Source organism: Tepidanaerobacter syntrophicus (assembly GCF_001485475.2).
GTDB classification, from domain to species: domain Bacteria; phylum Bacillota; class Thermosediminibacteria; order Thermosediminibacterales; family Tepidanaerobacteraceae; genus Tepidanaerobacter; species Tepidanaerobacter syntrophicus.
Genome location: NZ_DF977001.1, coordinates 454978 through 481081, shown reverse-complemented (window position 1 = coordinate 481081; position 26104 = coordinate 454978). Strand labels below are relative to the sequence as shown.

The window sequence follows — 26104 nt, the reverse complement described above, 5'->3', positions numbered from 1 at the left end:
GTAATTAGCCAACCCTGACAAAAAAACAAAACATTCAGATAGGGGATTTGATGTGAAAAAATCAAAAATAACCAAACTGCTTGCTGCAATGATACTCATAATTGCGATTTTAAATATGGCAGGCTGCGGCGCAAAAACCACAGAAAAAAGTACAGGCAGCACCGGAAGTCAAAGCGGCTCATTGGTAATACGCCTGGAAGGCGGGGATTGGGGGTTTCCTTCCCCATTTGCTCACTATTCTCGGGGACCTGGAGCATCGAAAATGCGTCTTATCTATGACAGCCTTCTGGAAAAAGGAGAAGACGGTCTTATTCCATGGCTGGCGAAGGAATGGACTATCTCATCGGACGGCAGGGAGTATACCTTTCTTTTAAACTCTAAGGTCAAATGGCATGACGGAAAGATGCTTACCGCCCAAGATGTGAAGTTTTCTTTCGAGTATTTCGAAAAACATCCTCCGGTGTCAAACAGCTTATTAATTGATAGCAAACCATTTATAGAAAAAATAGAGGTTATTGATGAAGACCGGGTAAAAATAGTGGTAAAAGATCCTAACGCTACAGTACTGGATAGAGTGGGGATTGTCAGGATAATTCCGGAGCATATCTGGAAGGACATAGATGATCCCAAAAAAATAATGGATTTGGATAAATTAGTAGGATGCGGACCGTACATACTTACGGATTATAGTCAAGAACAGGGCAAATACCGATTCCAAGCATTTAAAGATTACTGGGGACGGAAGCCTGGGGTAGATGTTATTGAATTTATCCCGGTAAGTGATCCGGTGCTGGCTTTCGAAAACGGAGAAATCGATGTTTTGGATGTTCCGCCGGATTTAATTGATCGATATAGAAACAATAAGGAATTTAAAATCCTTAAAAGTCCGGCCTTCTGGGGTTATAAACTTTTATTTAATATGGAGAAAAAACCGGAATTAGCGGATATAAACGTAAGAAAAGCAATTGCCCATGCAGTAAATGTTGACGAACTTATCGAAAAAGTAGCACGAGGCGCGGCGGTTCCCGCAAGCCCCGGATATTTACCGATTGATCATATATGGTATAATCCCGATGTTACGCGATATGATTTTGATATAGAAAAAGCTAAAGAACTTTTAAATAATAAATCATTAAACCTGGCGCTGCTAATATCGGACAGCCAACAAGAAGCCAGAATCGCAGAACTTCTTAAAATCAATTTCGCAAAAGCCGGAATCAATATCGATGTTCGTTCGGTAGACATGAAAACCCGCGACAGCTGTGTTAAAAACTGTGATTATGAACTTGCCATAATCGGACATGGCGGCTGGGGGGCGGATGCCGATTGTCTCAGGGAAGTTTATGCGGCAACCGCAGCTTGCGATGCCGGTCCCACATCCAATGTAATTTGCGGTTACAGCAATCCCGATATAAACCGACTTTGCAAAGAGCAGCTTGCTGAACTTGATGAACAAAAAAGAAAATCGATGATAATGGAGCTTCAAAAGCTTATATCAGACGAGATACCAATACTGCCCATCTACAATACAATTGATTATACAGTCTTTAAACCGGAAAAGTACGACGGATGGGTTCATGTTTTTGACCATCACGCAGTAACTCATAACAAATTATCATACTTGGAACAAGATAAATGAGACATCAAAAAGCCCTGAAATATTTTGCAACGTTTTTCTGTATAATCACATTGAACTTCTTTTTGCCCCGAATTATGCCGGGTGACCCCTTCTATTTTTTATCAAGCGAACAGGGAGAGGTTGCTGTAACTTATTCTCAAGAAGAAATTGATCGGTTTAAAGCATACTACGGTCTGGATAAGTCTATGCTTGCCCAATATGGCAGCTATCTGAAGGGTATTATCAAAGGGGATTTGGGGTACAGCATATATTTCGGCAGTGATGTTAAGACAATTATTAAGAACCGTATTCCTTGGTCTGTTTCCTTAGTACTGCTATCAGTAATAATCGGGGGTGGCGTTGGCACGCTGTTGGGCTGCTTGTCCGCATGGTACAGAGGAAATGCTTCGGATAAGTTCCTCTATAGTATCATGGTGGTAATTTCTGAGATTCCAGCGTTTTTAATAGGCATATTTTTCCTGTTTTATTTGGCGGCTCGGCAGGGAATTTTTCCTCTTTCAGGTGGCGCAAAACCCTTTGCGGACTATGCCTCTTGGATTGATGTGCTTTTAGATATAGCACGTCACGGTTTTTTACCTACCCTGACACTCTCTGTTGTGCAGATGAGCGGATTTTACCTTATAGCCAGAAACAGCATGATTACAATAATGTCGAAAGATTATATAATCACAGCTAAAGCTAAGGGACTTGGCACAAGGCGTATACTCTTTCGCCACGCCTTATCTAATGCTGCCTTGCCTATTGCAACCCAAGCCTTTTACAGTTTGGGACAAGCAGTGGGAGGGACATTATTGGTAGAAAATGTATTTAAATATCCGGGCCTCGGTTCATTAATGCGACAAGCCGTAATGGTCAGGGATTATCCTCTGATACAGGGCATTTTTCTAACCGTAACGCTTTTTGTAATTATCATGAATGCGGCAGTTGATATTTTATATAAAAGGCTTGACCCGAGAATAACTTAATGGTGATAAAAATGCCTAAAATCGTGAAACAGTTTTCAATAGCAGGTAAATTTTCCTTAGTTTTCATAGTCTTAGTATGTTTTATCGCCATTTTTGCCCCGATGCTTACAAAATACCCCTGGAATCAGCCGACGGGCGCTTCTTTGGAGCCCCCCGGCAAAGCCCATATACTAGGCACTGATGATCTGGGCATAGATTTGTGGGCTCAAATATGCCACGGGGCGCGAAACAGCATTGTAGTGGGAATAGGCACAGCAGTAATTGCATGTTTTCTTGGCACACTACTGGGCGTTGTATCCGGATATTATCAAGGGGTAGCTGACCTTGTAATTACAGCTCTAATAGATATACTTACATCTATACCAAGTTTGCCCATAATGGTTGTGACAGGGGCTTTTTTCGGCCCGAGCATAAAAAACATTATATTAATATTATCTATTTTATCTTGGGCTGTGCCCGCGCGGATTATACGCTCAAAGATTATTTCGGCCAAACAGGAAACTTACATAAAAGTAGCCGAGGGCTATGGAGCAGGATTTTTTTACATAACTTACAGACATTTTCTGCCGCAGATTTTTCCAATTTCGCTTATAAGTTTTATAAAACTTATAAGCAGGGCCATAGTATCCGAGGCAAGTCTTTCATTTTTAGGCCTAGGGGACCCCACAAGTAAAAGTTGGGGGCTTATACTAAATTATGCATTAAATTTTCCCGGCATATATTTTACCGATTATTGGAAATGGTGGATTATATATCCGCTGCTTTGTATAATATTGTTGGTTCTTGCTACAGCCACTGTTGGCAGAGAGTTTGAAAAAATATTAGATGCCAAAATTGATTAGATTTTAGAAACCAAAATCGGATGTTTTAAACAGAGGTATTGCCATGTTAAAAGTTGAAAATCTATCAATAACCTATAGCGGGGACGGTCAAGAAACCCATGCCGTAAGCGAGGTATCTTTTATCCTAGAACAGGGTCAATCCATGGGAATCATCGGAGAATCAGGAAGCGGTAAAACCACACTGGGCTTAGCTATAATGGGTATACTTAGACCGACTGCAAAGATTACGGGGACAATAGAATATAATAAAATCAATTTAAGAGAGCTTTCGCAAAGGCAGCTGGATATGTATCGATGGAAACACATTGCTATGGTATTTCAAAACGGTCTTGACATATTAAATCCGCTTATGACCGTAAATGAGCAGATAAAAGAGTGTATTATACGTCATACGAAAATAAAAAGTCATGACGCGGATTCTCGAGTAAAAGAACTCCTTGGACAAGTGGGATTGGATACCTCTGTAGCAGATAGCTTACCTCATCAGCTATCGGGAGGTATGCGGCAGAAGGTGCTTATTGCTATGGCATTGGCATGTGATCCTAAAGTGCTTATAGTTGATGAGCCGACATCTTCTTTAGACGCCGTATCCAAAGAAGAAATTATCGAGCTTTTAGCTTACCTTCAACACCAAAAGCGGTTTGCTATGATTGTAATATCCCATGATTTTTCTGTAATTACGCGACTTACCGATAAAATGTGTGTGATGTACCGGGGGCATATCTTAGAAGAAGGACTGACAAGAGATATACTTGAAAACCCATTGCATCCTTATACGCGCGGGCTCATAAATTCATCGCCTTCTTTAAATCCATATCAGGATCTATGGGGAATTCCCCGGGCAAGTGAGGCGGCAACCGAGGAGGGCTGCTCCTTTTATCCTCGGTGCAATCAAAAAGAAGATATATGCAAAAGTCAAAAACCTAAACTGAAATATGCATCCCTTGAGCGCAAAGTTGCCTGCAATCAAGGTGGGATTATAACACTTTTAAAAGCCCGGGGAATAAATAAAACCTACTCTTTTAAAGGCAACAAGATTTGCGCATGCAAAGATTGTCATATGAGTATTCGCGCAGGCGAGATTATAGCATTGATAGGACAATCCGGATCAGGTAAAACTACTCTGGCAAGTATTCTTTCAGGTTATTTGGAACCTGAAAGCGGGAATATTGAATTCTTAGGTCAAACAATAAAACAGCATGAATTTACCAGCCAGCTAAGAGGTATCCAAATGGTGTTTCAAGACCCATTTTCATCCATAAACAAGCAATTTACAGTACTGCAAGCTGTAAAGGAACCTCTGGACATATTAAAGCTCTATAATACAGATGAACGAACAGCAATGGTAAAACAAGCTCTCGCAGATGTGGAACTTGCATGTGATAATACTTTTTTAAACAGGAGATGCTTTACGTTAAGCGGTGGGCAACGGCAGCGGGTTGCTATCGCTCGCAGCCTTGTTTTAAAGCCGCGACTTCTCATCGCCGATGAGATTAGCTCTATGCTGGATCCTTCCACCCAAGCTAATATCTTGCGGCTTTTAAAGGGTCTTCAGAACGCATTAGGATTTTCCATGATTTATATTACCCACGACTTGGATATTGCAAGAAAAATCGCCGACAAACTGTATATAATGCATAAGGGTGAAATAGTGGAAACAGGTCCGGCCCGGAAAGTATTTGATAATCCTAAAAGTGAATATGCCAGGAAGTTAATAAGCAAAAATAGCTGAAAATGTTATCTGCGCATAACCTCTAACAGCTGCATTGCTTATTGAACGCAAAAAAGGGCGGTCAGAAGCCGCCCCACTTTTAAAGAACTTTAGATAATCACTTTTGAAAAACCTATATCAAACAGTAAGTATTCTATTTTTTTATCCACTCTTCCATTCTTTCAAAAGGTTCATCGAAGATAACATGACCCGCTAAGGTCTGTTCTTTTTTACCTTCTACAAGAAACTGAACTTTATTTATTCCGGGAAGTTCCGTAAGGGAATTTACTATAGGGACGATGGTCATCATTTCGCCTGTAGAACCACCTACATGGTTTTCAATAAGCTCTTTGGAAAAGTTTACATATGCAATGCCATCCTTTACTTCTACTGAAAGCAGTTTTGCGTCTTTTGGAATAGAAGTTGCTGTAAGGCCGGACACAGTTGGACCCTTCATCAATTCTTCAATCACAATTTGTGCTATAGGCTTATCGTCCTTTACTGTAATTTCACGCTTTTCGGGAACAACATACATTGCTTGCTCATCAGGGAAATAAAGCGTAACAGTTTCCTTTTTTCCACTTAAATCATTATTGATTTGATCAATGTCATAGCGAGTCAAAAGACCGTAAGGGTTGCCGCTTGGTCCTATAAACTCTTTACCATCGACAAGTATTTCAACTTTTTCGATACCGTCTATATCTGTTAATGTATTTACGATAGAAATTAGCGCCAAACTTTCAGCCATCATGCCCGGAAATCCCGTAAAATCCTTTGACAAATTTACGGTAGCAATTTTATCTTTTACATTAATATCTAAAAGCTTTGTTCCTTCCGGAATGGTGGATTTTAAACCTTGAGTCTTGGGTCCTTTTAAAAGTTCTTCCAAGGCAAGTTTTGGAATTTCTTCATCTTTGGTATATTTGATTTCTCTGGTTTCGGTTAAAACTTGGCTGTTGTCATTATTTGTATAATACAAATTAATTGATGCCGTTTTCTGGTTTATCGAGCAGGCGGGCGTTATTACCAAAAGACTTAGCGCGATGAGTATTGCTAAAAATTTTTTCATTTACTGCCACCTCTAATCCTTTTGATTTAACAACATTATATCAGATATTTTCTAATAAGAAAAATACAAACTTGTTACAAAAGAGCTCGCGGTTGTTTGACAAAGACCATATAAATCTGTTAAATATAAGTAGACGTAATAGAATGGAGGGATAAAAATGAGTTTTAAAATTAACGATAATGTCAAATGGGTAGGAAAGATTGATTGGGAACTTAGGAAGTTTCATGGAGAAGATTTGTCGACACACCGCGGTTCCAGCTACAATTCTTACCTTGTGCAAGATGAAAAGACGGTGCTTATTGATACAGTATGGGAACCCTTTGCAGATGAATTTATCGAGCAGCTAAAAAAAGAGGTCGATTTGAAAAAAATCGATTATATAATTGCAAACCATGGCGAAATTGACCATAGCGGCGCGCTGCCGGCACTGATGAGGGAAATTCCAGGAACACCTATATATTGCACTAACAATGGTATAAAATCTTTAAAGGGACAATACCATGAAGATTGGAATTTTATTCCGGTAAAAACCGGCGATCGATTAAGTCTAGGAAAGAAGGAAATTATCTTTATAGAAGCTCCGATGCTTCACTGGCCGGACACCATGTTTTCTTACCTTACAGAAGACAATATTTTATTCAGCAATGACGCTTTTGGCCAGCATTATGCATCAGAGCATATGTATAATGACCTTGTAGACCAAAGCGAACTTTATGGAGAAGCCTTAAAATATTATGCAAACATATTAGCCCCTTTTAGCAAACTTGTGGATAAAAAAATTACCGAAGTTTTAAATCTAAATCTTAAAATAGATATGATATGCCCAAGCCACGGTGTGATATGGAGAAAAGATCCCTTACAGATTGTAAAGATATACCAGGAATGGGCCAATGCCTACCAAGAAAACCAGATAACAATAATTTATGATACTATGTGGAATGAGACAAGAAGAATGGCAGAGGCCATAGCAGAGGGGATAAGACAGACAAATCAAGGCATTACAATAAAACTGTTCAACAGTGCCCGATCTGACAATAACGACATCATTACCGAAATCTTTAAATCAAAAGCTATTTTAGTAGGTTCTCCTACTGTAAACCGCTTTGTGCTCCACTCGACGGGAGGCTTACTTGGAGTATTGAAAGGTCTGGGGCTTAAAAATAAAAAAGCTGCGGCTTTTGGAACTTACGGTTGGAGCGGAGAAGGAGTCAAAATAATTACAGAAGAACTCCAAAAAGCCGGTTTTGAAATAATAAATGATGGAATTAAGCTAATGTGGAACCCTGACAAGGAAGGCAAACAGAAATGTATAGAATTCGGTCGGGAAATTGGAGAAATATTAAACAATAACTAATCAGGTCAAAAAACGAGCAAATGATTCCGGAAGGGCTGTAATTGCCTCTTCCGGGTTTTTTACAATAATTATTTTCTTACAGTTTTGAATATTGGAGGTGGGATGCTTGGATCAACGAGCTTTAACGGCATTGGCAATTTCTGTCTTAGCCGGCATGTCAACAATGCTGGGCTCTGTTTTAATATTTTTTGCAAAATCAAAAAGTGAAAAAATAGTTTCGTGCTCATTGGGATTTGCAGCAGGAGTAATGATTTCGGTATCGTTTTCCGATTTACTGCCGCAAGCTCAACGAGCTATAGGAATCTATACCGGAGAAAGCCGGGCGGTAGTTTTTTCGGTGATATTTATGGCATTGGGTCTGCTGGCTGCTTTATCAATTGATTACTTCGTTCCCCATGAAGAATTTGATACAGAAAAAAATGATAAGCCACATAAAAACCTATACCGAGTAGGCTTTGTTTCGATGCTTGCTATTACATTACATAATTTTCCGGAGGGGGTCGCAACCTTTATGGCTGGCTATAATGATCCGGTTCTTGGAGCATCAATAGGTATTGCGATTGCTTTTCACAATATACCTGAAGGTATCTCAGTGGCTATGCCCATTTATTTTGCGACACAAAGCAAAGCCACTGCTTTAAAATATACTTTTTTATCAGGCATTGCCGAACCTATTGGCGCAATTTTAACATTTCTTGCATTAAGACCGTTCATTAATGATTTTTTACTGGGAGCAACCTTTGCAGTAGTAGCAGGTATTATGATTTATATAAGCTTTGAGGAGCTTATTCCCACTTCAAGACAGTATGGCTACAGCAGGCTGGCGCTTTTGTCATCTTTTGCCGGCATTTGCCTGATGCCATTAACCGGAGTTATATTTATGTGATTTATTATACCTTCAACTATCTTAAATATTGTATTTTTAGCTCCCTTGTGTTAGAATAATTTTAGGAAACAATTGAATGATTGTTCAAGTATAAAAATGATATAGGGGGGCCTTAAAATGATATATGAACTAAAAAACCTAGATTGTCCCCATTGCGCGGCGAAAATCGAAGACGAATTAAAGAAAATCGACGGCTTGTCTGATGCGACAGTAAACTTTGCCAGTAAGACCGTCCGAATAAATGAAGACCTTGAAGAAAAAGCTGAGGAAGCTATTAAAAAAGTAGATCCCAATATCAAATTAATTTCAAAGAAATCTTCCTCATTTAGTCATCATACTAATGATGAAGACGAAGAAAGGGATACATTTCGCACGAAACTTTTTCGCATAATTTTTTCATTTCTTTTCTTAATAGCCGGAATAATATTATCCCCTAAGCTTCATGGAAGATTTGAGATTATAGAATACAGTCTATTTGTTATATCCTATATACTAGCCGGAAAGAATGTTCTAAAGTCTGCATTTTCCAATATATTTCGCGGACAAATATTTGATGAAAACTTTTTAATGACTATTGCTACCTTAGGAGCATTTGCGATACACCAGCTGCCTGAAGCTGCAAGCGTAATGCTATTTTACTGTATAGGCGAGTACCTCCAGTCCCTTGCTGTAAACAGAAGCCGCAAGTCTATCGGAGATCTTATGGATATTAGGCCTGATTATGCAAATCTAGTGACAGACAAAGGCATAATCAGAGTTTTGCCTGAAACTATCAACATAGGTGACACGATATTTATTCGACCGGGAGAAAAGATCCCCCTTGATGGCGAAGTCGTGGAAGGTGCTTCATATCTTGACACTTCAACCCTTACAGGAGAATCAGTCCCCCGCAGTGTGGAAACCGGAGATAAAATAATGGCCGGAATGATTAATATGGAAGGGACATTAAAGGTAAAAGTAGAGAAAACCTTTGAAGACTCTTCTGTTTCGAAAATACTTGAGTTAGTCCAGAATGCATCTTCTCGCAAAGCAAAAACAGAACAGATAATTACAAAATTTGCAAGATACTATACGCCTTTAGTGGTGCTGGCAGCAGCAGCAATTGCTCTTATCCCCCCTGTGATTATACCGGGAGAGAGCTTTAGCAAGTGGATATATAGAGCATTGACGATGTTGGTAATTTCTTGCCCCTGCGCCCTGGTGATTTCGGTGCCCCTTGGATATTTCGGAGGAATCGGAGGAGCTTCACGAAAGGGAATTCTTGTTAAAGGCGCAAACTTCATAGATATTTTAGCCGATCTTGATATAGCGGTATTTGACAAGACGGGCACACTTACAGAAGGTGTTTTTAAAGTGAGCCGGATAGTGCCTGTAAACGGATTTACACAAGAAGAGCTGCTGCGATTTGCAGCATATGCCGAAGCTTATTCCAACCACCCCATATCAAGATCCATAATAGAGGCTTATGGTAAACCCATAAATGATTCCGAGATAAAGGGATATAAAGAAATAGCAGGGCGGGGTGTAATGGCAAAAGTTAAGGATAAACAAATACTTGCCGGCAATGAAAAGCTTTTAAAAAGCGAGGAAATAGAAGCAAATTTAGATAATAAAGGTATAGTTGGAACAGTAGTTCATATAGCAATTGACGATAGATATGCGGGATATATCCTAATTGCTGATAAAATCCGGCAAGATGCAGCAAAAACAATTAAAGAGCTTAAAAATTTGGGAATAAAGAAAGTCGTAATGCTTACAGGCGATGCAAAAGAAACAGCTGAAAATGTAGCAAAAGAGCTTGGAATTGATGAATATTATGCAGAGCTTTTGCCTGAAGAAAAAGTAGAGAAATTAGAAGAACTTAAATACTACAATGGCTCAAGAAATAATACGGCTTTTATTGGAGACGGAATAAACGATGCGCCGGTACTTGCTTGCGCAGATGTGGGAATTGCAATGGGAGGCTTAGGCTCTGATGCTGCTATTGAAGCTGCTGATATAGTTATTATGGAAGATGCCCTCTCTAAAATTCCCCAAGCTGTAAAAATGGCAAGATATACCAAAAAGATAATTATGCAAAATATTACAGGAGCGCTAGGCGTAAAACTCATTTTCCTAGCTATGGGAGCATTGGGCATTGCTAATATGTGGGAAGCGGTTTTTGCAGATGTTGGTGTGGCTCTTCTTGCTGTAATGAACTCAATCAGGACTTTACGCGTAAAGTAAGATCTTATGGTGCGCCGAAGCATTTAGTTTCGGCGCTTTTTGCATTTTCATTCTTTATCTTGGCAAAGTTGCACATTTAAAGTGCGCCATGTATAATTGAGACAGATTATGTCATTATGTATTCGCGAGGTGGAAGTCGTTGTCGGTAGAGGCTGTAAAGAATTACTTTAAAGAAAAAAATATCGATGCAAACATAAAAGTTTTCGAAGATACCAGCACAGTGGAAAAAGCTGCTAAAGCATTAAATGTTACAGAAGGAGAAATAGTAAAGTCTTTGCTTTTAAAAGTAAAGGAGAAATACATAATGGTTTTGATGGCAGGGGATAAGCGAATCAGCAACCGTAAATTTAAAAATATTTTTGCTTGCAAACCTAAAATGCCGGAGCCGGAGGAAGTGATGGAGATAACAGGTCACCCGGTAGGCGGGGTCTGCCCCTTTGCCCTGAGAAATCCCATTGATATTTATCTTGATATTTCTCTAAAAGAATATGGTACTGTATATCCTGCGGCAGGGGAATTTAATGCGGCTGTAAAATTGTCCGTGCAGGAGCTGGAAGAGTTAACCTTGGGAAAGTGGATTGATATTAGCCAGTAATGTTTTTATTTAAAATAAAATAGAAGGTTAGGTGATTTTTATGCTTACAAAAAACGAGCTTGCTAAGTACATAGATCACACACTGCTCAAACCTACGGCTACATTTGCCGATATTGAATTATTGTGTTTGGAAGCAAAAGAATACGGGTTTTATGCTGTATGCGTAAATTCATGTTATGTAAAACATGCAGCAAGCATTTTAAAGGATTCTGATGTTAAAGTAGGTTCTACCGTAGGTTTTCCACTGGGAGCAATGCTGACTGCCTCGAAAGCCTTTGAAGCAGCAGAAGCTGTTAAAGCAGGAGCCGCAGAAATAGATATGGTGATGAATGTGGGACTGCTAAAAAGCGGCGATTTTTACGGTGTTCAAGAAGACATCGCTGAAGTGGTAAAAGCGGCAAAATCAATTAATCCACAAGCAAAAGTAAAAGTAATTCTGGAGACAGGATACCTTGATGAAAATGAAAAGGTGTCTGCCTGCCAGTTGGCTAAAGCAGCCCAAGCGGATTTTGTAAAAACATCTACAGGTTTTGGAGCAGGAGGGGCTACTGTGGATGATGTAAAGCTAATGAAAAAAATAGTAGGAAATGCAATGGAAGTGAAAGCTTCCGGCGGTATAAGGGATGCCAAAACAGCACTTGCCATGATTGAGGCAGGAGCTACACGAATAGGAACAAGCTCGGGAATCACCATTATTCAAGATTATGAACAGCAAATTAGTTAGCAAAATAAGTTGGAGGTAAGGAAAATGTATTTTGAAAAAGCTGGGAAACAAAATACTGAAAAGACCCTTGAAGTTGTAAGGGATGCTATAAAAAAATATGATGTAAAACATGTTGTAATAGCATCATGCAAAGGCTATACAGCAAAACTTTTTAAAGATGCAAATCTTGGAGTAAATCTTGTTTGCGTAACACATGTAACAGGTTTTGAAAAACCTGGCCAGCAGGAAATGAGCGAAAATGTAAGAAAAGAGCTTACAGATGCCGGAGTGAAAGTCCTTACAACTACTCATGTGCTTTCAGGCGCTGAAAGAGGAATTAGCCGCAAATTTGGCGGTGCATATCCTGTTGAAATCATAGCTCAAACTTTGCGGATGTTAGGACAGGGTACCAAAGTTTGTGTGGAAACGGCTGTTATGGCTCTTGACGCAGGACTTATCCCTTACGGGGAAGACATAATAGCTGTAGGCGGCACTTCCGAAGGAGCCGATACCGCAATTATCATAAGACCGGCACACGCCTCTGCGATTTTTGACACTTGGATTTCGCAGATTTTATGCAAACCCGCAAGTAAAGAAAAAGGTGTTTAACCTAGTTTTAGTAAAAAACAACTACTTTGTGCAAAATAAAGTAGTTGTTTTTTATTTTCCCCCGGCGCTGTCTCAGCAATAATAAAGGAAATTTTCGTTCTGTCGATTTTGAGAAAAATTGACAGAACGAACAAATTGTGATATAGTTATAAAAAATTGAATATGCCTCATCTCGCTAAGAGTTGAGGTAGAGGCGCGGTGTATCAAGAGTAAGCTTGCAGAGGCGAGGGAAGCTGATTAAGCAAGCCGAAAGGGAACACTGCCGAAGTGTGGTTTTTCCCAAAGACCATGCTGGGCCTATGCTGAATAAGTATAGGACTGTCACCGGAGCAATTCGGTGGAGAGCTACTTCAGGAGAGAGGTATTTGCCAAGAGTGAAACAACCGGCAAGTATACCCGGTTGTTTTTGTTTTTTGCAAGACCTCTTAATTTTAAATCAAGAGGGAGGAAGTAAAATGACAACAGATGTAAGCGCAAAGAAGATAAGAGTTGCAATAGTAGGTTTTGGTAATGTAGGAAGAGAGGTTTTGCCTGCTGTAGAGGAAAGCCCGGATATGGAAGTAGCGGGCATAGTTTTGAGAAATCCTAAAAAAGTTGATTCAGTAAAAAAGCTTGTAGGAGAAGTGCCGGTTGTAACTGATGTTGCTGAATTAGGGAAGGTAGACGCAGCTATACTGAGTATACCCAGCCGTTCGGTTCCTGAGGTTGCGCCTATGTATTTAAAGCAGGGAATTAATACGATAGACAGCTTTGATATTCACGGAGATTCTATAATCGAGCTTAGAAGAAATCTTGATAGTCTTGCAAAAGCAAATAATGCAGTCTCAATTATTTCGTGCGGTTGGGACCCGGGCTCAGATTCAATTGTAAGAACTTTGATGGAGGTAATTGCACCCAGGGGAATAACATATACTGACTTTGGACCGGGCATGAGCATGGGTCATACAGTGGTAGCAAAATCGATTGAAGGGGTAGAAGATGCTCTATCAATGACTATACCTGAAGGCACAGGTATTCATAGAAGAATGGTATATGTAAAAATAAAAGATGGTTATGATTTTGAAAAAATCTCTCAAGCAATTAAAAACGATCCTTATTTCATTCATGATGAGACTCATGTTTATAAGGTAGATGACGTAAAGAGCCTTATCGACAAGGGGCACGGAGTCCATATGGAAAGGAAGGGAGTTTCGGGGGTAACCAGCAATCAAAGAATAGAATTTAGTATGTCTATATGCAATCCGGCGGCAACAGGCCAAATTATGGCGGCAGCTGCACGCGCAAGTCTTAAACAGAAACCGGGATGCTACAGCACTCTTGAAATTCCTATTATTGATTTTCTTTATGGAGATAAGGAATCACTTTTGCATCGCTTAATATAAGTTTTGAATTACTTATAAAAAATTGGAAATTTAGCTTAATTTAAGTATGGTAAATTAGACTGTATAATGTTATAATTTATACAGACCCTATTTCTTACTTAAATGATTTACCCTTATTTTTTATGCCCCCTTTCTTTCACGGTTGACCCTGAAAGCAGGGGTCTTTTTTTAGTAAAAGTATTGGCGATACCTAAGAAGTTCGCTAATATCTTACAGCTTGCAAAAAATGATATAATATTTATATCAAGGAATATTATTATTTGTTTGCAAGGTATTAATACAACTATTATAACTATTTTGGCCGTAACAAGTGGAGGTGATTTATGACTTCGGCTGTGATAAAACAGGTTAATGAGGTGGTAAATATAAATGGAACATGAACAAAAAAATATTAAACAAAATCAGGCAAGTAATGAAGAACCTAATTTTTACGAAGAAATTCAAGAGGAAGAAATTATTGATGAAGCCAGTGACAGAGGCATACTTCGCAAGCGCATAATGCAGCTCGCAATGCCTTCCCTTATAGAATTACTCCTTGGTACATTGTTCGGTATGGTTGATATGGTCATGGTGGGACAAGTAAACAAGGAATCGCTTGCAGCCGTAGGCATCACAAATCAACCTACAATGCTTGCGCTTTCAGTATTTCAAGCTCTTAATGTAGGCAGCACTGCTCTTATAGCGCGTTATGTTGGCACAGATGATACCGAATCTGCAAGTTCTGTTGTAAAACAAACGCTTATTTTGACGTTTATTATCGGAACCTTAGTGAGCATACTTGGATACGTTTTTGCCGGAAGTGTTATAAACTTTATGGGGGCAGAACCCGATGTGTACCCTCTTGCAGTAACATATTTACAAATTATTGCACTAGGTGGCATATTTATTTCTATCAGTATGGGAATAGGTGCGGCATTAAGAGGCGCGGGAGATACCATGACGCCCATGAGATATAATCTGATTTCAAATCTTTTAAATGTTGGTATGAATTATGTGTTAATCTATGGAAAACTAGGTTTTCCGGCAATGGGTGTTGCAGGTGCAGCTATAGCTACGACGCTTTCGCGCCTTGTAGGGATGATTATGGCTCTTATGGCTATATACCATCCTAATTCTATACTTACACTTTCAGAGAAAAAGGGAATTTACTTTGATTTTAACGTAATAGAACGAATACTAAAGATTGGAATACCTTCAGGAATAGAACAGTTTGTCCTTCGACTTGGCCAGGTAGAATTTGCAAGGACTGTTGCAGGGCTCGGCACTACAGTATTTGCAGCTCACCAGATAGCGCTTAATGTCTTCGGACTCTCCTTTTCTCCAAGCCAAGCTTTTGGAATGGCGGCAACTACTCTGGTGGGTCAAAGCCTTGGGGCAGGAAGACCGGACCTTGCTGAAAAATACGGTCTTGAAACACGGCGCATAGGCATGTACGTCGCCGTTGCAATAGCTTCTACATTTTTCTTTTTCGGTAAGCCAATAGCATCTATTTATAACAGAGATGCCCAAGTAATTGCCCTTGCGGCAGGATGCTTTAAAATAATAGCCCTTATGCAGCCAATGCAATCTACGCAATTTATTTTGGCAGGGGCGCTGAGAGGAGCTGGTGATACCAGAGGACCTCTTTTTGCAACAGTTGTAGGCATATGGGGAATTCGAGTTTTATTTGCAAAGATATTTATTAATATGGGTTTTGGCCTTTTTGGCGCATGGACAGCACAGGCCCTTGACCAGATATTCCGTTCGGTTTTTATATACATTAGATACAACTTGGGAAAGTGGAAACATATAAAGGTATAGAGGAGCTCTTCTAGAGCCCTTTATACCTTAAAAATTTTTTAATAAAAGTCATTGAGTAACCATTTATAAAATAATATAATTATAAATAGATTTAACATACTGCTTTAATCAAATAAGTTCATATATCAGAACTTAAGTCCAGTTTTTCGGAAATGCCAGCAAATACATATATTAAGCTGTGCGAATTGATATTAACTGATAAAAATTTTCCGGGAAACTGGATTTTTTAATTTTATAAAATGCCCAGGAGTCTTTTGTTTTAAGGCATTGCGGCAATAGAATAATTGGCACGATTATTGCTCAACTTTGAATATATAAGACTGTCCGATACGATAAAAAATTATCTATTTTTAAATATTTATCGTATAGGAACCGGCTGATAATGGGAGGTAGCAAAATTGGAAAAGATAAAAATTGCCATAGTAGGATTTGGAAATGTGGGTAAAAAAGTATATGAAGCCGTAGAAGAAAGTCCTGACATGGAAACGGCGGGTATTGTAGAGCTTGCCCACCTTATAGAAAAACTAAAAGTCAATATTCCAAACGTTCCTGTAGTAGACAATATTGAAAAACTCGGGAAAGTGGATGTTGCAATACTTGCCATAGACAGCAGGCATGTACCAAGCACTGCGCCCATATATCTCAATATGGGAATAAATACAGTGGATGCCTATGACATTCATGGAGATTCTATGATAGAATTGAAAGAAAGTCTTGACAAGATCTCAAAAGAAAAGAATACAGTCTCGATAATGGCCTCCGGATGGGATCCCGGCACAGACTCTATTATAAGAGCAGTGCTGGAAATGATAGCACCTAAAGGCCTCACCACAGTGAACTTCGGGCCGGGCATGAGCATGGGCCATACAGTAGCAGTAAAAGCCACACCGGGAGTAAAAGATGCCATATCTATAACGGTGCCCAAGGGCATGGGGCTTCACAAAAGGTTAGTTTATATTGAACTTGAAGATGGCTATGATTTTAACGAGGTTTCAAAAGAGATAAAAGATGATTCCTATTTTAACCAAGACGAAACATATGTGTTTTGCGTGGACAATGTGAAAAACCTCATAGATATGGGCCACGGAGTTCATATAGAAAGAAAAGGCGTGTCAGGCAATACTCATAATCAGAAAATGGATTTTACGATGTCCCTTACGAATCCTGCCGCTACAGCTCAAGTTATGGTTTCTGCTGCAAGGGCAAGTCTGAAACAAAATCCGGGCTGCTACACCTTGATTGAAATTCCTCCAATAGATTGCATTTACGGCGAAAGAATATCCCTTATCAAGCGATTTGTTTAAAATTTAATATAAAGAAGGTACACCTTATGTTTGATTATGCACTTCTTAACGGATATGTGGTTGATCCTAAAAACAAAATTGCAAGTAAATTAAATATAGGAATAAAAGACGGAAAAATAGCAGCATTGACAATCGACGAAATAGAAGGAGAAAACAACATTGATTGTTCCGACCTTACTATTTCTCCGGGCTTTGTTGATATTCATATGCATGAAGATTCATATGATGAAAAGAAAAAAAATTTTAGTTTTGACATAGCCGACTGCATGCTTAAAATGGGCGTCACAAGTGCTGTAGGAGGCAATTGCGGATCGGGCCCTAAGCATCCCGAAAGATACTTAAATGAAGCTGATAGGCTCGGGTATCCGATAAATATAGGCTTGCTTTCAGCTCACGGAAATTTAAGAAGTGATTTTGGAAATTTTGACAAGTATAAAGGCGTAGGCAAAGATGTTATTTATAAAATGAGCGAAAGACTTGAATTCGAGCTGGAATCCGGAACGCTAGGTTTGTCTTTTGGCATACGTTATATTCCGGGAGTAAGCAGCGATGAGATGGCGGCTTTGAGCCAAACAGTTAAAAAATATGACAGAATTGTGGCCGCACATATAAGAGACGATGCAGATAAAGTTGCGCCATCTATTATGGAACTTATCAATATTGCAAAAGATACCGGTATAAAAGTGCAGGTATCCCACATAGGCAGTATGGCGGCTTATGGCCAAATGGAGCAAGCTCTTCAGATTATAGACTACCATAGCGGCACCGGTATCAATATAGGTATAGACTGCTACCCGTATAATGCTTTTTGCACATCTATTGGCTCAACTACTTTCGATGATGGTTTTCTAGAAAGATATGGCATAGACTATTCGGCATTAGAGATAACTCAAGGAGAATATAAAGGGCAAAGACTAAATGAAGCCAGTTTTAAAAAAGAAAGAGAAAATCACCCGGACTATTTGGTTGTAGCCCATGTTATGAGGGATTCGGAAGTAGATAAAGCCTTATCTCACCCAAAAACCATTGTTGCAAGTGACGGAATACTAAACAATGGCAACGGACACCCAAGAGCCGCCGGAACTTTTCCAAGATTTATACGAGAATATGTTATAAACAAGAAACTTGTATCTTTAAATGAAGCAATAGCCAAGATGACCTATATTCCCGCTGAAAGATTCGGCATAGATAAAGGCACTCTTTCCATAGGCGCCGATGCAGATATTACTGTTTTTGATATTGAAAAAATCAGAGACACAGCCACATTTGAAAACCCGACATTGCCACCTGATGGCATAGATTATGTGCTTATAGGCGGCAGAATGGCTTTAGCCCAAGGCAAAATAATAAACAGACGCCTTGGCTGCGCTATTAGAGCGTAGAAGAGTTTTTAAAAGAAGGAGATGATTTAGCAAAAATTATAAGTAAAGTGTAAATGGAGCTATTAGTTTAAAAAATTAAAAAATATGAGGGGGTTTTCTAATGCCAGTAAGAAAAAAATGGTTAGTATCTTTTGTAATATTATTATTGATATTATCTCAACTTACGGGATGTTCCTCAAGCTCAGCTCCTCCTGCCCAGCAAAAAGAAAAAGTTATAACTATAGCTAAAACGTCAGATCCCGGAACAGCCGATGTTCAACTTACTACTGAAGAATACTTCATACCTTTGAACATTTATGATCGCTTAGTTGAAGCTGTTACGATAGAACCGGGGAAATCCGAACTTCAACCGGGACTTGCAGAAAAGTGGGATGTATCAGAAGACGGCCTTGTTTACACATTTCATTTAAGAAAGGGTGTAAAGTTTCACAATGGAGAAGAACTCAAGGCAGATGACGTCCTCTACACTTTTGATCGTATGTTAGATCCTAAGACAAAGGCATTAAATACGGATTTTCTTAATATGATAGATGGCGCTCAGGAAAGAATGGATGGCACCGCTGATTCTACAAGAGGTCTTAAAGTCATAGACGATTATACAATTCAAATTACACTTGCGCAGCCTTTTGCGCCATTTATAGCCTGTCTTTCAACTCCGGCAGGATCAATATATAATCGAAAAGCCACTGAAGCCGCAGGACAGGATTTTGGAGTAAAAGCCGAAGCTACAGTAGGAACAGGACCCTTTGTGCTGAGTAGTTGGTCTTATAATGACCAAATTGTTTTAGCAGCTAATCCAAATTATTTTAAAGGTAAACCGGACTTGGATAAAATTGTAGCCAAAATAGTTCCGGATGCAGAAACACAAAGAATGATGTTTGAAAAAGGTGAAATTGATGTATTTGACTGCGACAATGCACGTTCTCAGATTCCCTATTTTAAAAACAGCGAAAAGTGGAAAAACCAGATAGTCAGCGGCCCCAGGGTGGGCGTCTATTACTATAACATCAATCAGGCCATAGAACCTTTTGATGATGTCAAAGTTAGAAAAGCTATGCAGCGGGCAATCAACAAGCAGCTTCTTCTAGATACGCTTTATAATGGCACAGGCACAGTTGCTAAAGGCATTCTGCCGCCGGGCCTTATAGGATATAATCCAAATCTGCCGGGCATACCATATGATATAGAAGCGGCAAAGTCGCTGTTGACAGAAGCAGGCTATCCGAATGGTTTTCAAATGCAAATTTCGCAAACTGTTGATTCTCCAAATACCTTAAAGCTAAATGAAGCTGTCCAGGCCATGCTCAATGATATAAGCGTAAAAGCAGAGATAGTGCAAATGGATGAAGCTGCATGGTTTGGAACCAGACGAGAAGGTAAACTTCCAATGTACACAAGTGACTGGTCTGCAGATTTCAATGATCCGGATAACTTTATGTATACATTCTTTTCTAAGCAAAACTCAAAAGTAAGATCTTTCAATTACAACAACGAGTATGTTCAGGAAGGGCTTGAAAAAGCAAGAGCAATGACTGATCAGAACGAAAGAATTGCTTTATACAATGAACTTGAAAAAATAATAGTTTATGATGATGCTGCATGGATTCCATTATTCCATTTAGATCATTTATTCGTTGTGCAGCCCCGAGTTAAGAATTTTAAGGTTTCATGGAATGGCTGGAGCGATATGCCTTATTATGAAGTAAAAGTAGAAGAATAAAATATAGAGGGGCCGATAAGGCTCCTCTAACCAATACTTCTGAGCCCATTTCTGTAAGACATCAAATATCACGGGAGGTAATCAAATGGGCAAGTACATATTTAAAAGAATATTGATTTCAATTCCGATAATTATCGGTATAACCATTATTACATTCTACCTATTGAATGTAGTTCCGGGCGACCCTGTGGTATTAATGATGAAAGAACACATAAGCCCGGATGTGTTGGAACGTGTTAAAAATGAAATGCATTTAAATGATCCTGTCTATATCCGCTATTTTAAATTTATGGGAGATTTGCTGCATGGAAATTTAGGCAGGTCATATAAACTAAATAGAAACGTAACAGATCTACTTTTAGAGGCATTTCCCAATACCGTTGTTCTTTCCATTGCAGCTATAATAATTGCATGGGGAATCGGTATACCTGCCGGGATAATTTCTGCAATAAAACAGTACTCTTTTATAGATAATTTTTTTATGGGTTTTACGCTATTAGGAGTGTCAATGCCAATATTTTGGTCAGCACTTATCATGCAATATATTTTTGGCCTTAAATTAAATTTGCTGCCGATTTCAGGTTTTAGCGGACCGCAATATGTAATCTTGCCTGCAATCGTATTAGGATGGAGCTCTGCGGCATCTATAGCACGCCTGACAAGGTCAAGTTTGCTGGAAGTAATAAGAACTGATTATATAAGAACAGCTCGAGCAAAAGGACTAAAAGAAAGACAAGTCGTGTTCTATCATGCACTTAAAAATGCAATGCTGCCGGTTGTGACCGTAATGGCAATCCAAGTCGCAGGTTTGCTTTCAGGTGCTGTGATAACAGAAAGCGTCTTTGGAATCCCAGGCATTGGCAGGGTTTGTGTCAATGCCATACAAAACAGAGATATGCCTCTGTTGCAAGGCTCCGTAATATTTACGGTAGGCCTTGTTATAATAGGGAACCTGGTAGCAGATATTGCATATTCTTACCTTGATCCAAGAATAAGGTATGATTGAGAGGTGCCGGCCGTGATGGAAAATAAAAAAGATGATTTTGTAAAAGAAGAGTATGATGAAGAAATGGAAATTTACGGTACCACTTTTATAAAAGAAGTATGGTATCGTTTTAGAAAAAATAGAATGGCGATGATCGGCGCCGCGACTGTAATAATAATGGTTTTTGTAGCTATTTTTGCAAAATGGATTTCTCCGTACGATCCTTACGCAGTAGATTTGTTAAAACAATTTCAGCCGCCAAGCAGTCAGCATATTTTAGGGACTGATATATATGGTCGGGATATGCTAAGCCGTATTATTTACGGTACTCGTATTTCTCTTATCATAGGTCTTATTCCGACATTGATATCCATGACAATAGGATCTGTTCTAGGAATCGTATCAGGATATTATGGCGGCAAAATAGACACTGTTATAATGAGAATTGCAGATATGGTTATGGCATTTCCATCTCTCCTGCTTGCCATGGTAGTTATGTACACATTAGGCGCAAGCATTTACAATATATTTATAGCACTGAGTATCGTCGGATGGGCAGGCACTGCCAGAGTGGTAAGAGCCCAAACACTATCCATAAAGGAAAAGGAATTTATAGAAGCAGCTAAGGCCATTGGAGTAAAAAATAGCGTTATAATGATAAGACATATATTTCCAAACTGTATGGCGCCTCTTTTGGTATTACTTACAATGGGCATACCTGAAGCTATCATGTCTGAGGCAAGTCTCAGCTTTCTAGGTGTTGGCGCACAGCCTCCAACGCCCAGCTGGGGCCTTATGATTTCTAACGGCAAAGAATATTTATTTTCTGCGCCATGGGTTGCAATATCTCCCGGTTTTGCCATATTAATTGTCGTTTTAGCTTTCAACTTTTTAGGAGACGGCCTTCGAGATGCGCTGGATCCGTATATGAAACAATAATCGGAGGTGGGGAGTTTGGATAATGATGAAATACTGAAAGTGCAAGGCCTTAAGACCTATTTCTATAGCGATGAAGGAGTGATTCCGGCTGTTGATGATGTGAGCTTTTCAATAAAAAAAGGCAAGACACTGGGTCTTGTGGGCGAATCCGGCTGTGGAAAAAGCGTATCGGCTCTTTCTATATTAAAATTAATCCCGTCACCTCCGGGAAAAATTGTCGGCGGTCAAATCTTTTTTGAAGGCATAGACCTTTCGAAAAAAACCTATGATGAGATGTGCGAAATTCGCGGAAATGAAATTTCCATGATTTTTCAGGAGCCCATGACATCGCTGAATCCGGTTTACACAGTGGGAAGCCAAGTTATGGAGGTATTGAAGATTCATAAGCATGCAGACCAACAGGAGGCCTTAAAAAGGACTGTAGAACTATTTAACCTTGTAGGTATACCTGACCCGGAGGAAAGACTTTCTAGCTATCCTCATCAACTATCAGGCGGCTTAAGGCAGCGAGTTATGATTGCAATGGCACTTGCGTGCAACCCAAAGCTTTTAATTGCCGATGAGCCGACGACAGCCTTGGATGTTACTATTCAAGCTCAGATTTTGGAGCTGATGAAAAATATACAAAAACAAAATAATATGTCGATTTTGATGATAACACACGATTTAGGTGTAATATCAGAAGTCTCAGACGAAGTGTGTGTTATGTATGCAGGAACAGTAGTGGAATATTCTGATGTGTACTCGATTTTTGAAGAACCCCTTCACCCATATACTATCGGTCTTTACAATTCAATACCAAAATTTGAACAGGAAAAAAATCAAAAACTTTTCAATATACCAGGCGTTGTTCCGAACCTGACCAAGCTTCCAAAAGGTTGCCGCTTCTGGCCTCGCTGCGTTGATGCGATGGATATTTGCAAGAAAAAAGACCCTTTGATAGGCGAAGCAAAGCAAGGCCATATGGTTAAATGCTGGAAGTACTGCAAAGAGGTGAGCAGTGATGAATAGTAATGAAGTCTTAGTTGAAACAGTAGATCTAAAAAAGCATTTTATAGTAGGCGGCGAAGGTTTGTTTAGCAAGAAAAAGAAAGCGGTACATGCGGTGGACGGCATAAATTTGAAAGTGGCAAAAGGAGAAACCTTAGGCCTTGTGGGTGAATCCGGCTGTGGGAAAAGCACATTAGGCCGTTTGATTTTACGCCTTTTGGAACCTACTTCCGGCAAAGTGCTTTTTAAAGGTCAAAACATATATGATATGAACGGCGAAGAACTTAGAAAACTGCGTAAAAAGATGCAGATAATTTTTCAAGACCCTTATGCCTCGCTAAATCCCCGCATGCCCGTAAGTGAAATAATCGGCGAACCCCTTGAAACTCATGAAGTAGCTTTCGGAAAAGAAAAGGAAAAGATGGTATATGAACTTATGAGAGAAGTAGGTTTAAGATCTTATCATATGAAACGATACCCTCATCAGTTCAGCGGCGGACAGCGCCAACGTATAGGAATCGCCAGAGCGCTTGCCCTAAATCCTGAGCTCATTATATGTGATGAGCCGGTTTCTGCCTTAGACGTCTCTATTCAAGCTCAGGTTCTAAATCTTTTAAAGGATCTTCAGCAGCAGTTTCAATTGACTTATATATTCATATCTCATGATCTTAGAATAGTAAAATATGTGTCAGATAAAGTATATGTAATGTTCTTAGGAAAAATAGTAGAGGCGGGCAACGCTAAAGACATATATGACGAACCCCTTCATCCATATACCAGATTTTTAATCTCAGCTGTTCCAAAAGTCAATCCAAGGCTAAGGGAGAGCAAAAGAGTTATTCTACAAGGGGATGTGCCAAGTCCCGTAAATCCACCGGCAGGGTGTAGATTTCATACAAGATGTCCAAACGCTATGAAACAATGCAGCATAGAAGAACCCGAGCTTAAGGATTTTAATGGGCATATGGTTGCATGCCATCTATATTCGAGATAATTTCAGGTAGGTTAAGATAAGATGGTTTTTAGAGGTTGGAGCAGCCTGTCATCCTGACGTAGTGAAAGATCATTGTAAGAACAAGCAAGATTCTTCTTTGCACTCAGAATATATTGCTGTCATTAAAAGACATTACTTAGAAAACATTACGATGGTAGCAGAGTATCAACTACTGAAGGAAAGTTTTCTATAGCAAGGAACAAAAAGAAAAAAGGCACCGGGGAGACTTTTCTTTTATCCAGGGCTTGTAAATTTTCCAAGAACCTGCTATTATGATGATAACAATGCAAAACAGGTATGAAAAAGATGAGAGAGACCTTTAAAAAGGCGCCGAAGGGGTAAACCGAGCCAGGTGAAACTCTCAGGCAAAAGGATCATCTTTGGACCGCCCTCTGGAGAGCTTCTTGCGCCGACGAGGTAGATCTTTCAGGCAAAAGGACAGAGGTTCTAAGTATAAATGTTTTTTGTTTGTACTTAGAACATTTTTTTGTGCTTAAAATAACTAAAAATTCAAAATTGATTAAAGGAAAGGGAGGGATTGTATGCTTAAAAGAACACCACTGTATGAACAGCATCTGAATCTTGGAGCAAAAATGGTAGATTTTGCAGGTTATGAAATGCCGATTCAATACTCTTCAATTATTGAGGAACATATGGCTGTCAGGGCGAAGATGGGCATTTTTGATATTTCACATATGGGGGAAGTTCTTGTTACAGGCGAGAATGCGGCAGAGTTCCTAAACGGTATACTTACGAACAACATAAATAAAATTAGTGAAGGTCAGGCGCAGTACACATTGCTGACTTATGAAAACGGCGGAACAGTAGATGATTTGATGGTCTACAAGCTTACGCCGGCAAAATATCTGCTTGTAGTAAATGCGGCAAATAAGGATAAGGACGTAGAATATATTAAAAATTTTGCAACAGCTGATATAAAAATTGAAGATATAAGTAATGAGTGTTGCCTAATTGCTATCCAGGGACCTGAAAGCATCAATTTTATAGAAAATATTTTTGGTGAAGTAAAGCTTAAACCATTTTATTTCCAAATTGTTGAATTTGAAGGGGAACGACTGATTTTATCCCGGACGGGTTATACTGGCAGCGACGGTTACGAAATATATGGAATGGCTGAACCTATAAGAAAGCTGTTCCTTGAGGCGATTGATTTTGGAGCGCTTCCCTGCGGACTTGGGGCCAGAGACACGCTGCGCTTTGAGGCTGGTCTGCCGCTGTATGGCAATGAATTAGGGCCAGATATTACCCCGGTTGAAGCAGGACTTTCTAAATTTATCGATTTTGACAAGCCTTTTGTAGGTAAAGATGCCCTTCTTGCCCAAAAAGAGCAAGAAGACAGGAGACGTCTTATAGGGCTTAGGCTTTTAGAAAAAGGAGTGCCCAGGCATGGCTATGCAGTCTACTATGATGGAAAAGAAGTGGGAAAAGTAACATCCGGCGGTTTTGCGCCATATGTGAAAGAGTATCTGGCTATGGCTCTTGTAAAACTTCCATCAAAAGATATAGCCGGTGATTTATTTGAAATAGAAATTCACAAGAAAAAACATAAAGCAGAAAAAACATCTACAAATTTTTTAAAAAATTATAAGAGGTGACGTTAAATGAGTAATATTCCGTTAACTTTAAAGTATACTCAGGATCATGAGTGGATTGCAGTTGAAGGGAACCATGGTAAAATCGGTATAACAGATCATGCTCAAGAGGAGCTGGGGGATATTGTATATGTAGAGCTTCCGGAGGTTGGCGACAAGATAATAAAAGGAGAGCCTTTTGGTTCTGTAGAATCTGTCAAGGCTGCATCTGATCTTATGGCTCCTGTGTCAGGAACAGTGGTTCAGGTAAATGAATCCCTGGATGATTCCCCGGAACTTGTAAACGAAAGCCCCTATGATGACGGATGGATGATAGTTGTGGAGGTGGAGGATGAAAGCGAGCTGGACGACCTTTTGACACCGGCAGAATATAAAAGTTTAGTGGAGGGCGAGTAA

The 26104-nt window shown here is 39.4% G+C and carries 22 protein-coding genes and 2 riboswitches; of the genes, 21 read left to right on the top strand and 1 reads right to left on the bottom strand.

Annotated elements, in window-relative coordinates; translation table 11 throughout:
• Nucleotides 1–52: 52 nt before the first annotated feature.
• From TSYNT_RS07305 to TSYNT_RS07290, 4 genes are read left to right on the top strand one after another with little or no spacing between them, the layout of a single operon-like run.
• Nucleotides 53–1639 carry an ABC transporter substrate-binding protein gene (locus tag TSYNT_RS07305; protein WP_083497697.1) on the top strand — a complete coding sequence of 529 codons (1587 nt, stop codon included), beginning with the start codon at nt 53–55 and terminating at the stop codon, nt 1637–1639.
• Nucleotides 1636–2604 carry an ABC transporter permease gene (locus TSYNT_RS07300; RefSeq protein WP_059032822.1) on the top strand — a complete coding sequence of 323 codons (969 nt, stop codon included), beginning with the start codon at nt 1636–1638 and terminating at the stop codon, nt 2602–2604. Before TSYNT_RS07305 ends, TSYNT_RS07300 begins: the two co-directional genes overlap by 4 nt.
• Before the next feature lie 2 nt (nt 2605–2606).
• On the top strand, nt 2607–3446 hold the full coding sequence (locus tag TSYNT_RS07295; RefSeq protein WP_059032902.1) for an ABC transporter permease: 840 nt from the start codon (nt 2607–2609) through the stop codon (nt 3444–3446).
• 43 nt (nt 3447–3489) lie between these two features.
• The gene (locus TSYNT_RS07290) at nt 3490–5178 is read left to right on the top strand and encodes an ABC transporter ATP-binding protein (protein WP_059032821.1); all 1689 of its coding nucleotides are present in this window, start codon (nt 3490–3492) and stop codon (nt 5176–5178) included.
• 133 nt (nt 5179–5311) lie between these two features.
• Here the strand turns inward: TSYNT_RS07290 and TSYNT_RS07285 are convergent, their stop codons facing one another.
• Nucleotides 5312–6226 carry a GerMN domain-containing protein gene (locus TSYNT_RS07285; RefSeq protein WP_059032820.1) on the bottom strand — a complete coding sequence of 305 codons (915 nt, stop codon included), beginning with the start codon at nt 6224–6226 and terminating at the stop codon, nt 5312–5314.
• Nucleotides 6227–6383: 157 nt separating this feature from the next.
• On the opposite strand from TSYNT_RS07285, the gene TSYNT_RS07280 reads away from it, so the two are divergent.
• The 17 genes from TSYNT_RS07280 (at nt 6384) to gcvH (ending at nt 26104) form a co-directional block, all read left to right on the top strand.
• The gene (locus tag TSYNT_RS07280; protein ID WP_059032819.1) at nt 6384–7580 is read left to right on the top strand and encodes an anaerobic nitric oxide reductase flavorubredoxin; all 1197 of its coding nucleotides are present in this window, start codon (nt 6384–6386) and stop codon (nt 7578–7580) included.
• Between the two features lie 106 nt (nt 7581–7686).
• Entirely contained in the window at nt 7687–8466 is a 780-nt protein-coding gene (gene zupT / locus TSYNT_RS07275) for a zinc transporter ZupT (protein WP_083497696.1), read from the top strand.
• 117 nt (nt 8467–8583) lie between these two features.
• Nucleotides 8584–10692: a heavy metal translocating P-type ATPase gene (locus TSYNT_RS07270; protein ID WP_059032818.1), complete on the top strand. Its 2109-nt coding sequence runs from the start codon at nt 8584–8586 to the stop codon at nt 10690–10692.
• A gap of 139 nt (nt 10693–10831) precedes the next feature.
• Nucleotides 10832–11287, top strand: coding sequence for a YbaK/EbsC family protein (locus TSYNT_RS07265; RefSeq protein ID WP_059032817.1), 456 nt, complete (start codon nt 10832–10834; stop codon nt 11285–11287).
• A 40-nt stretch (nt 11288–11327) separates the two neighbouring features.
• Nucleotides 11328–12011 (top strand): deoxyribose-phosphate aldolase, encoded by a 684-nt coding sequence (gene deoC, locus TSYNT_RS07260; protein WP_059032900.1) that lies wholly within the window; start codon nt 11328–11330, stop codon nt 12009–12011.
• Between the two features lie 24 nt (nt 12012–12035).
• Nucleotides 12036–12599, top strand: a complete 564-nt coding sequence (locus tag TSYNT_RS07255; protein ID WP_059032816.1) for a pyruvate kinase alpha/beta domain-containing protein — start codon at nt 12036–12038, stop codon at nt 12597–12599.
• A gap of 180 nt (nt 12600–12779) precedes the next feature.
• Nucleotides 12780–12955: riboswitch (Lysine riboswitch) on the top strand.
• Nucleotides 12956–13054: 99 nt separating this feature from the next.
• Nucleotides 13055–13981, top strand: a complete 927-nt coding sequence (locus TSYNT_RS07250; protein ID WP_059032815.1) for a diaminopimelate dehydrogenase — start codon at nt 13055–13057, stop codon at nt 13979–13981.
• Nucleotides 13982–14350: 369 nt separating this feature from the next.
• Entirely contained in the window at nt 14351–15781 is a 1431-nt protein-coding gene (locus tag TSYNT_RS07245; RefSeq protein WP_083497695.1) for an MATE family efflux transporter, read from the top strand.
• A 398-nt stretch (nt 15782–16179) separates the two neighbouring features.
• Nucleotides 16180–17085 carry a diaminopimelate dehydrogenase gene (locus TSYNT_RS07240; RefSeq protein ID WP_059032814.1) on the top strand — a complete coding sequence of 302 codons (906 nt, stop codon included), beginning with the start codon at nt 16180–16182 and terminating at the stop codon, nt 17083–17085.
• Between the two features lie 26 nt (nt 17086–17111).
• A complete protein-coding gene (locus TSYNT_RS07235) occupies nt 17112–18467 on the top strand; it encodes an amidohydrolase family protein (RefSeq protein ID WP_059032813.1) in 1356 nt (451 codons plus the stop codon).
• Nucleotides 18468–18567: 100 nt separating this feature from the next.
• Entirely contained in the window at nt 18568–20187 is a 1620-nt protein-coding gene (locus tag TSYNT_RS07230; RefSeq protein WP_083497694.1) for an ABC transporter substrate-binding protein, read from the top strand.
• An 85-nt stretch (nt 20188–20272) separates the two neighbouring features.
• Nucleotides 20273–21193 (top strand): ABC transporter permease, encoded by a 921-nt coding sequence (locus tag TSYNT_RS07225; protein WP_059032812.1) that lies wholly within the window; start codon nt 20273–20275, stop codon nt 21191–21193.
• A 15-nt stretch (nt 21194–21208) separates the two neighbouring features.
• On the top strand, nt 21209–22111 hold the full coding sequence (locus tag TSYNT_RS07220; RefSeq protein ID WP_059032897.1) for an ABC transporter permease: 903 nt from the start codon (nt 21209–21211) through the stop codon (nt 22109–22111).
• Nucleotides 22112–22126: 15 nt separating this feature from the next.
• The gene (locus TSYNT_RS07215) at nt 22127–23122 is read left to right on the top strand and encodes an ABC transporter ATP-binding protein (protein ID WP_059032811.1); all 996 of its coding nucleotides are present in this window, start codon (nt 22127–22129) and stop codon (nt 23120–23122) included.
• Entirely contained in the window at nt 23115–24095 is a 981-nt protein-coding gene (locus TSYNT_RS07210) for an ABC transporter ATP-binding protein (RefSeq protein WP_059032810.1), read from the top strand. The genes TSYNT_RS07215 and TSYNT_RS07210 overlap by 8 nt, the downstream gene beginning before the upstream one ends.
• 297 nt (nt 24096–24392) lie before the next feature.
• Nucleotides 24393–24482, top strand: a riboswitch (glycine riboswitch).
• A 155-nt stretch (nt 24483–24637) separates the two neighbouring features.
• Nucleotides 24638–25711 (top strand): glycine cleavage system aminomethyltransferase GcvT, encoded by a 1074-nt coding sequence (gene gcvT, locus TSYNT_RS07205; protein WP_059032809.1) that lies wholly within the window; start codon nt 24638–24640, stop codon nt 25709–25711.
• Between the two features lie 6 nt (nt 25712–25717).
• Nucleotides 25718–26104 carry a glycine cleavage system protein GcvH gene (gene gcvH / locus TSYNT_RS07200; RefSeq protein WP_059032808.1) on the top strand — a complete coding sequence of 129 codons (387 nt, stop codon included), beginning with the start codon at nt 25718–25720 and terminating at the stop codon, nt 26102–26104.

Excerpts from the sequence above, each read along its gene's own strand:
- TSYNT_RS07300 (WP_059032822.1), top strand. The coding sequence starts at position 1,636 with ATGAGACATCAAAAAGCCCTGAAATATTTTGCAACGTTTTTCTGTATA.
- TSYNT_RS07290 (WP_059032821.1), top strand. The coding sequence starts at position 3,490 with ATGTTAAAAGTTGAAAATCTATCAATAACCTATAGCGGGGACGGTCAA.
- TSYNT_RS07285 (WP_059032820.1), bottom strand. The coding sequence starts at position 6,226 with ATGAAAAAATTTTTAGCAATACTCATCGCGCTAAGTCTTTTGGTAATA.
- TSYNT_RS07280 (WP_059032819.1), top strand. The coding sequence starts at position 6,384 with ATGAGTTTTAAAATTAACGATAATGTCAAATGGGTAGGAAAGATTGAT.
- TSYNT_RS07270 (WP_059032818.1), top strand. The coding sequence starts at position 8,584 with ATGATATATGAACTAAAAAACCTAGATTGTCCCCATTGCGCGGCGAAA.
- deoC (WP_059032900.1), top strand. The coding sequence starts at position 11,328 with ATGCTTACAAAAAACGAGCTTGCTAAGTACATAGATCACACACTGCTC.
- TSYNT_RS07255 (WP_059032816.1), top strand. The coding sequence starts at position 12,036 with ATGTATTTTGAAAAAGCTGGGAAACAAAATACTGAAAAGACCCTTGAA.
- TSYNT_RS07250 (WP_059032815.1), top strand. The coding sequence starts at position 13,055 with ATGACAACAGATGTAAGCGCAAAGAAGATAAGAGTTGCAATAGTAGGT.
- TSYNT_RS07245 (WP_083497695.1), top strand. The coding sequence starts at position 14,351 with ATGGAACATGAACAAAAAAATATTAAACAAAATCAGGCAAGTAATGAA.
- TSYNT_RS07235 (WP_059032813.1), top strand. The coding sequence starts at position 17,112 with ATGTTTGATTATGCACTTCTTAACGGATATGTGGTTGATCCTAAAAAC.
- TSYNT_RS07230 (WP_083497694.1), top strand. The coding sequence starts at position 18,568 with ATGCCAGTAAGAAAAAAATGGTTAGTATCTTTTGTAATATTATTATTG.
- TSYNT_RS07225 (WP_059032812.1), top strand. The coding sequence starts at position 20,273 with ATGGGCAAGTACATATTTAAAAGAATATTGATTTCAATTCCGATAATT.
- TSYNT_RS07220 (WP_059032897.1), top strand. The coding sequence starts at position 21,209 with ATGGAAAATAAAAAAGATGATTTTGTAAAAGAAGAGTATGATGAAGAA.
- TSYNT_RS07210 (WP_059032810.1), top strand. The coding sequence starts at position 23,115 with ATGAATAGTAATGAAGTCTTAGTTGAAACAGTAGATCTAAAAAAGCAT.
- gcvT (WP_059032809.1), top strand. The coding sequence starts at position 24,638 with ATGCTTAAAAGAACACCACTGTATGAACAGCATCTGAATCTTGGAGCA.
- gcvH (WP_059032808.1), top strand. The coding sequence starts at position 25,718 with ATGAGTAATATTCCGTTAACTTTAAAGTATACTCAGGATCATGAGTGG.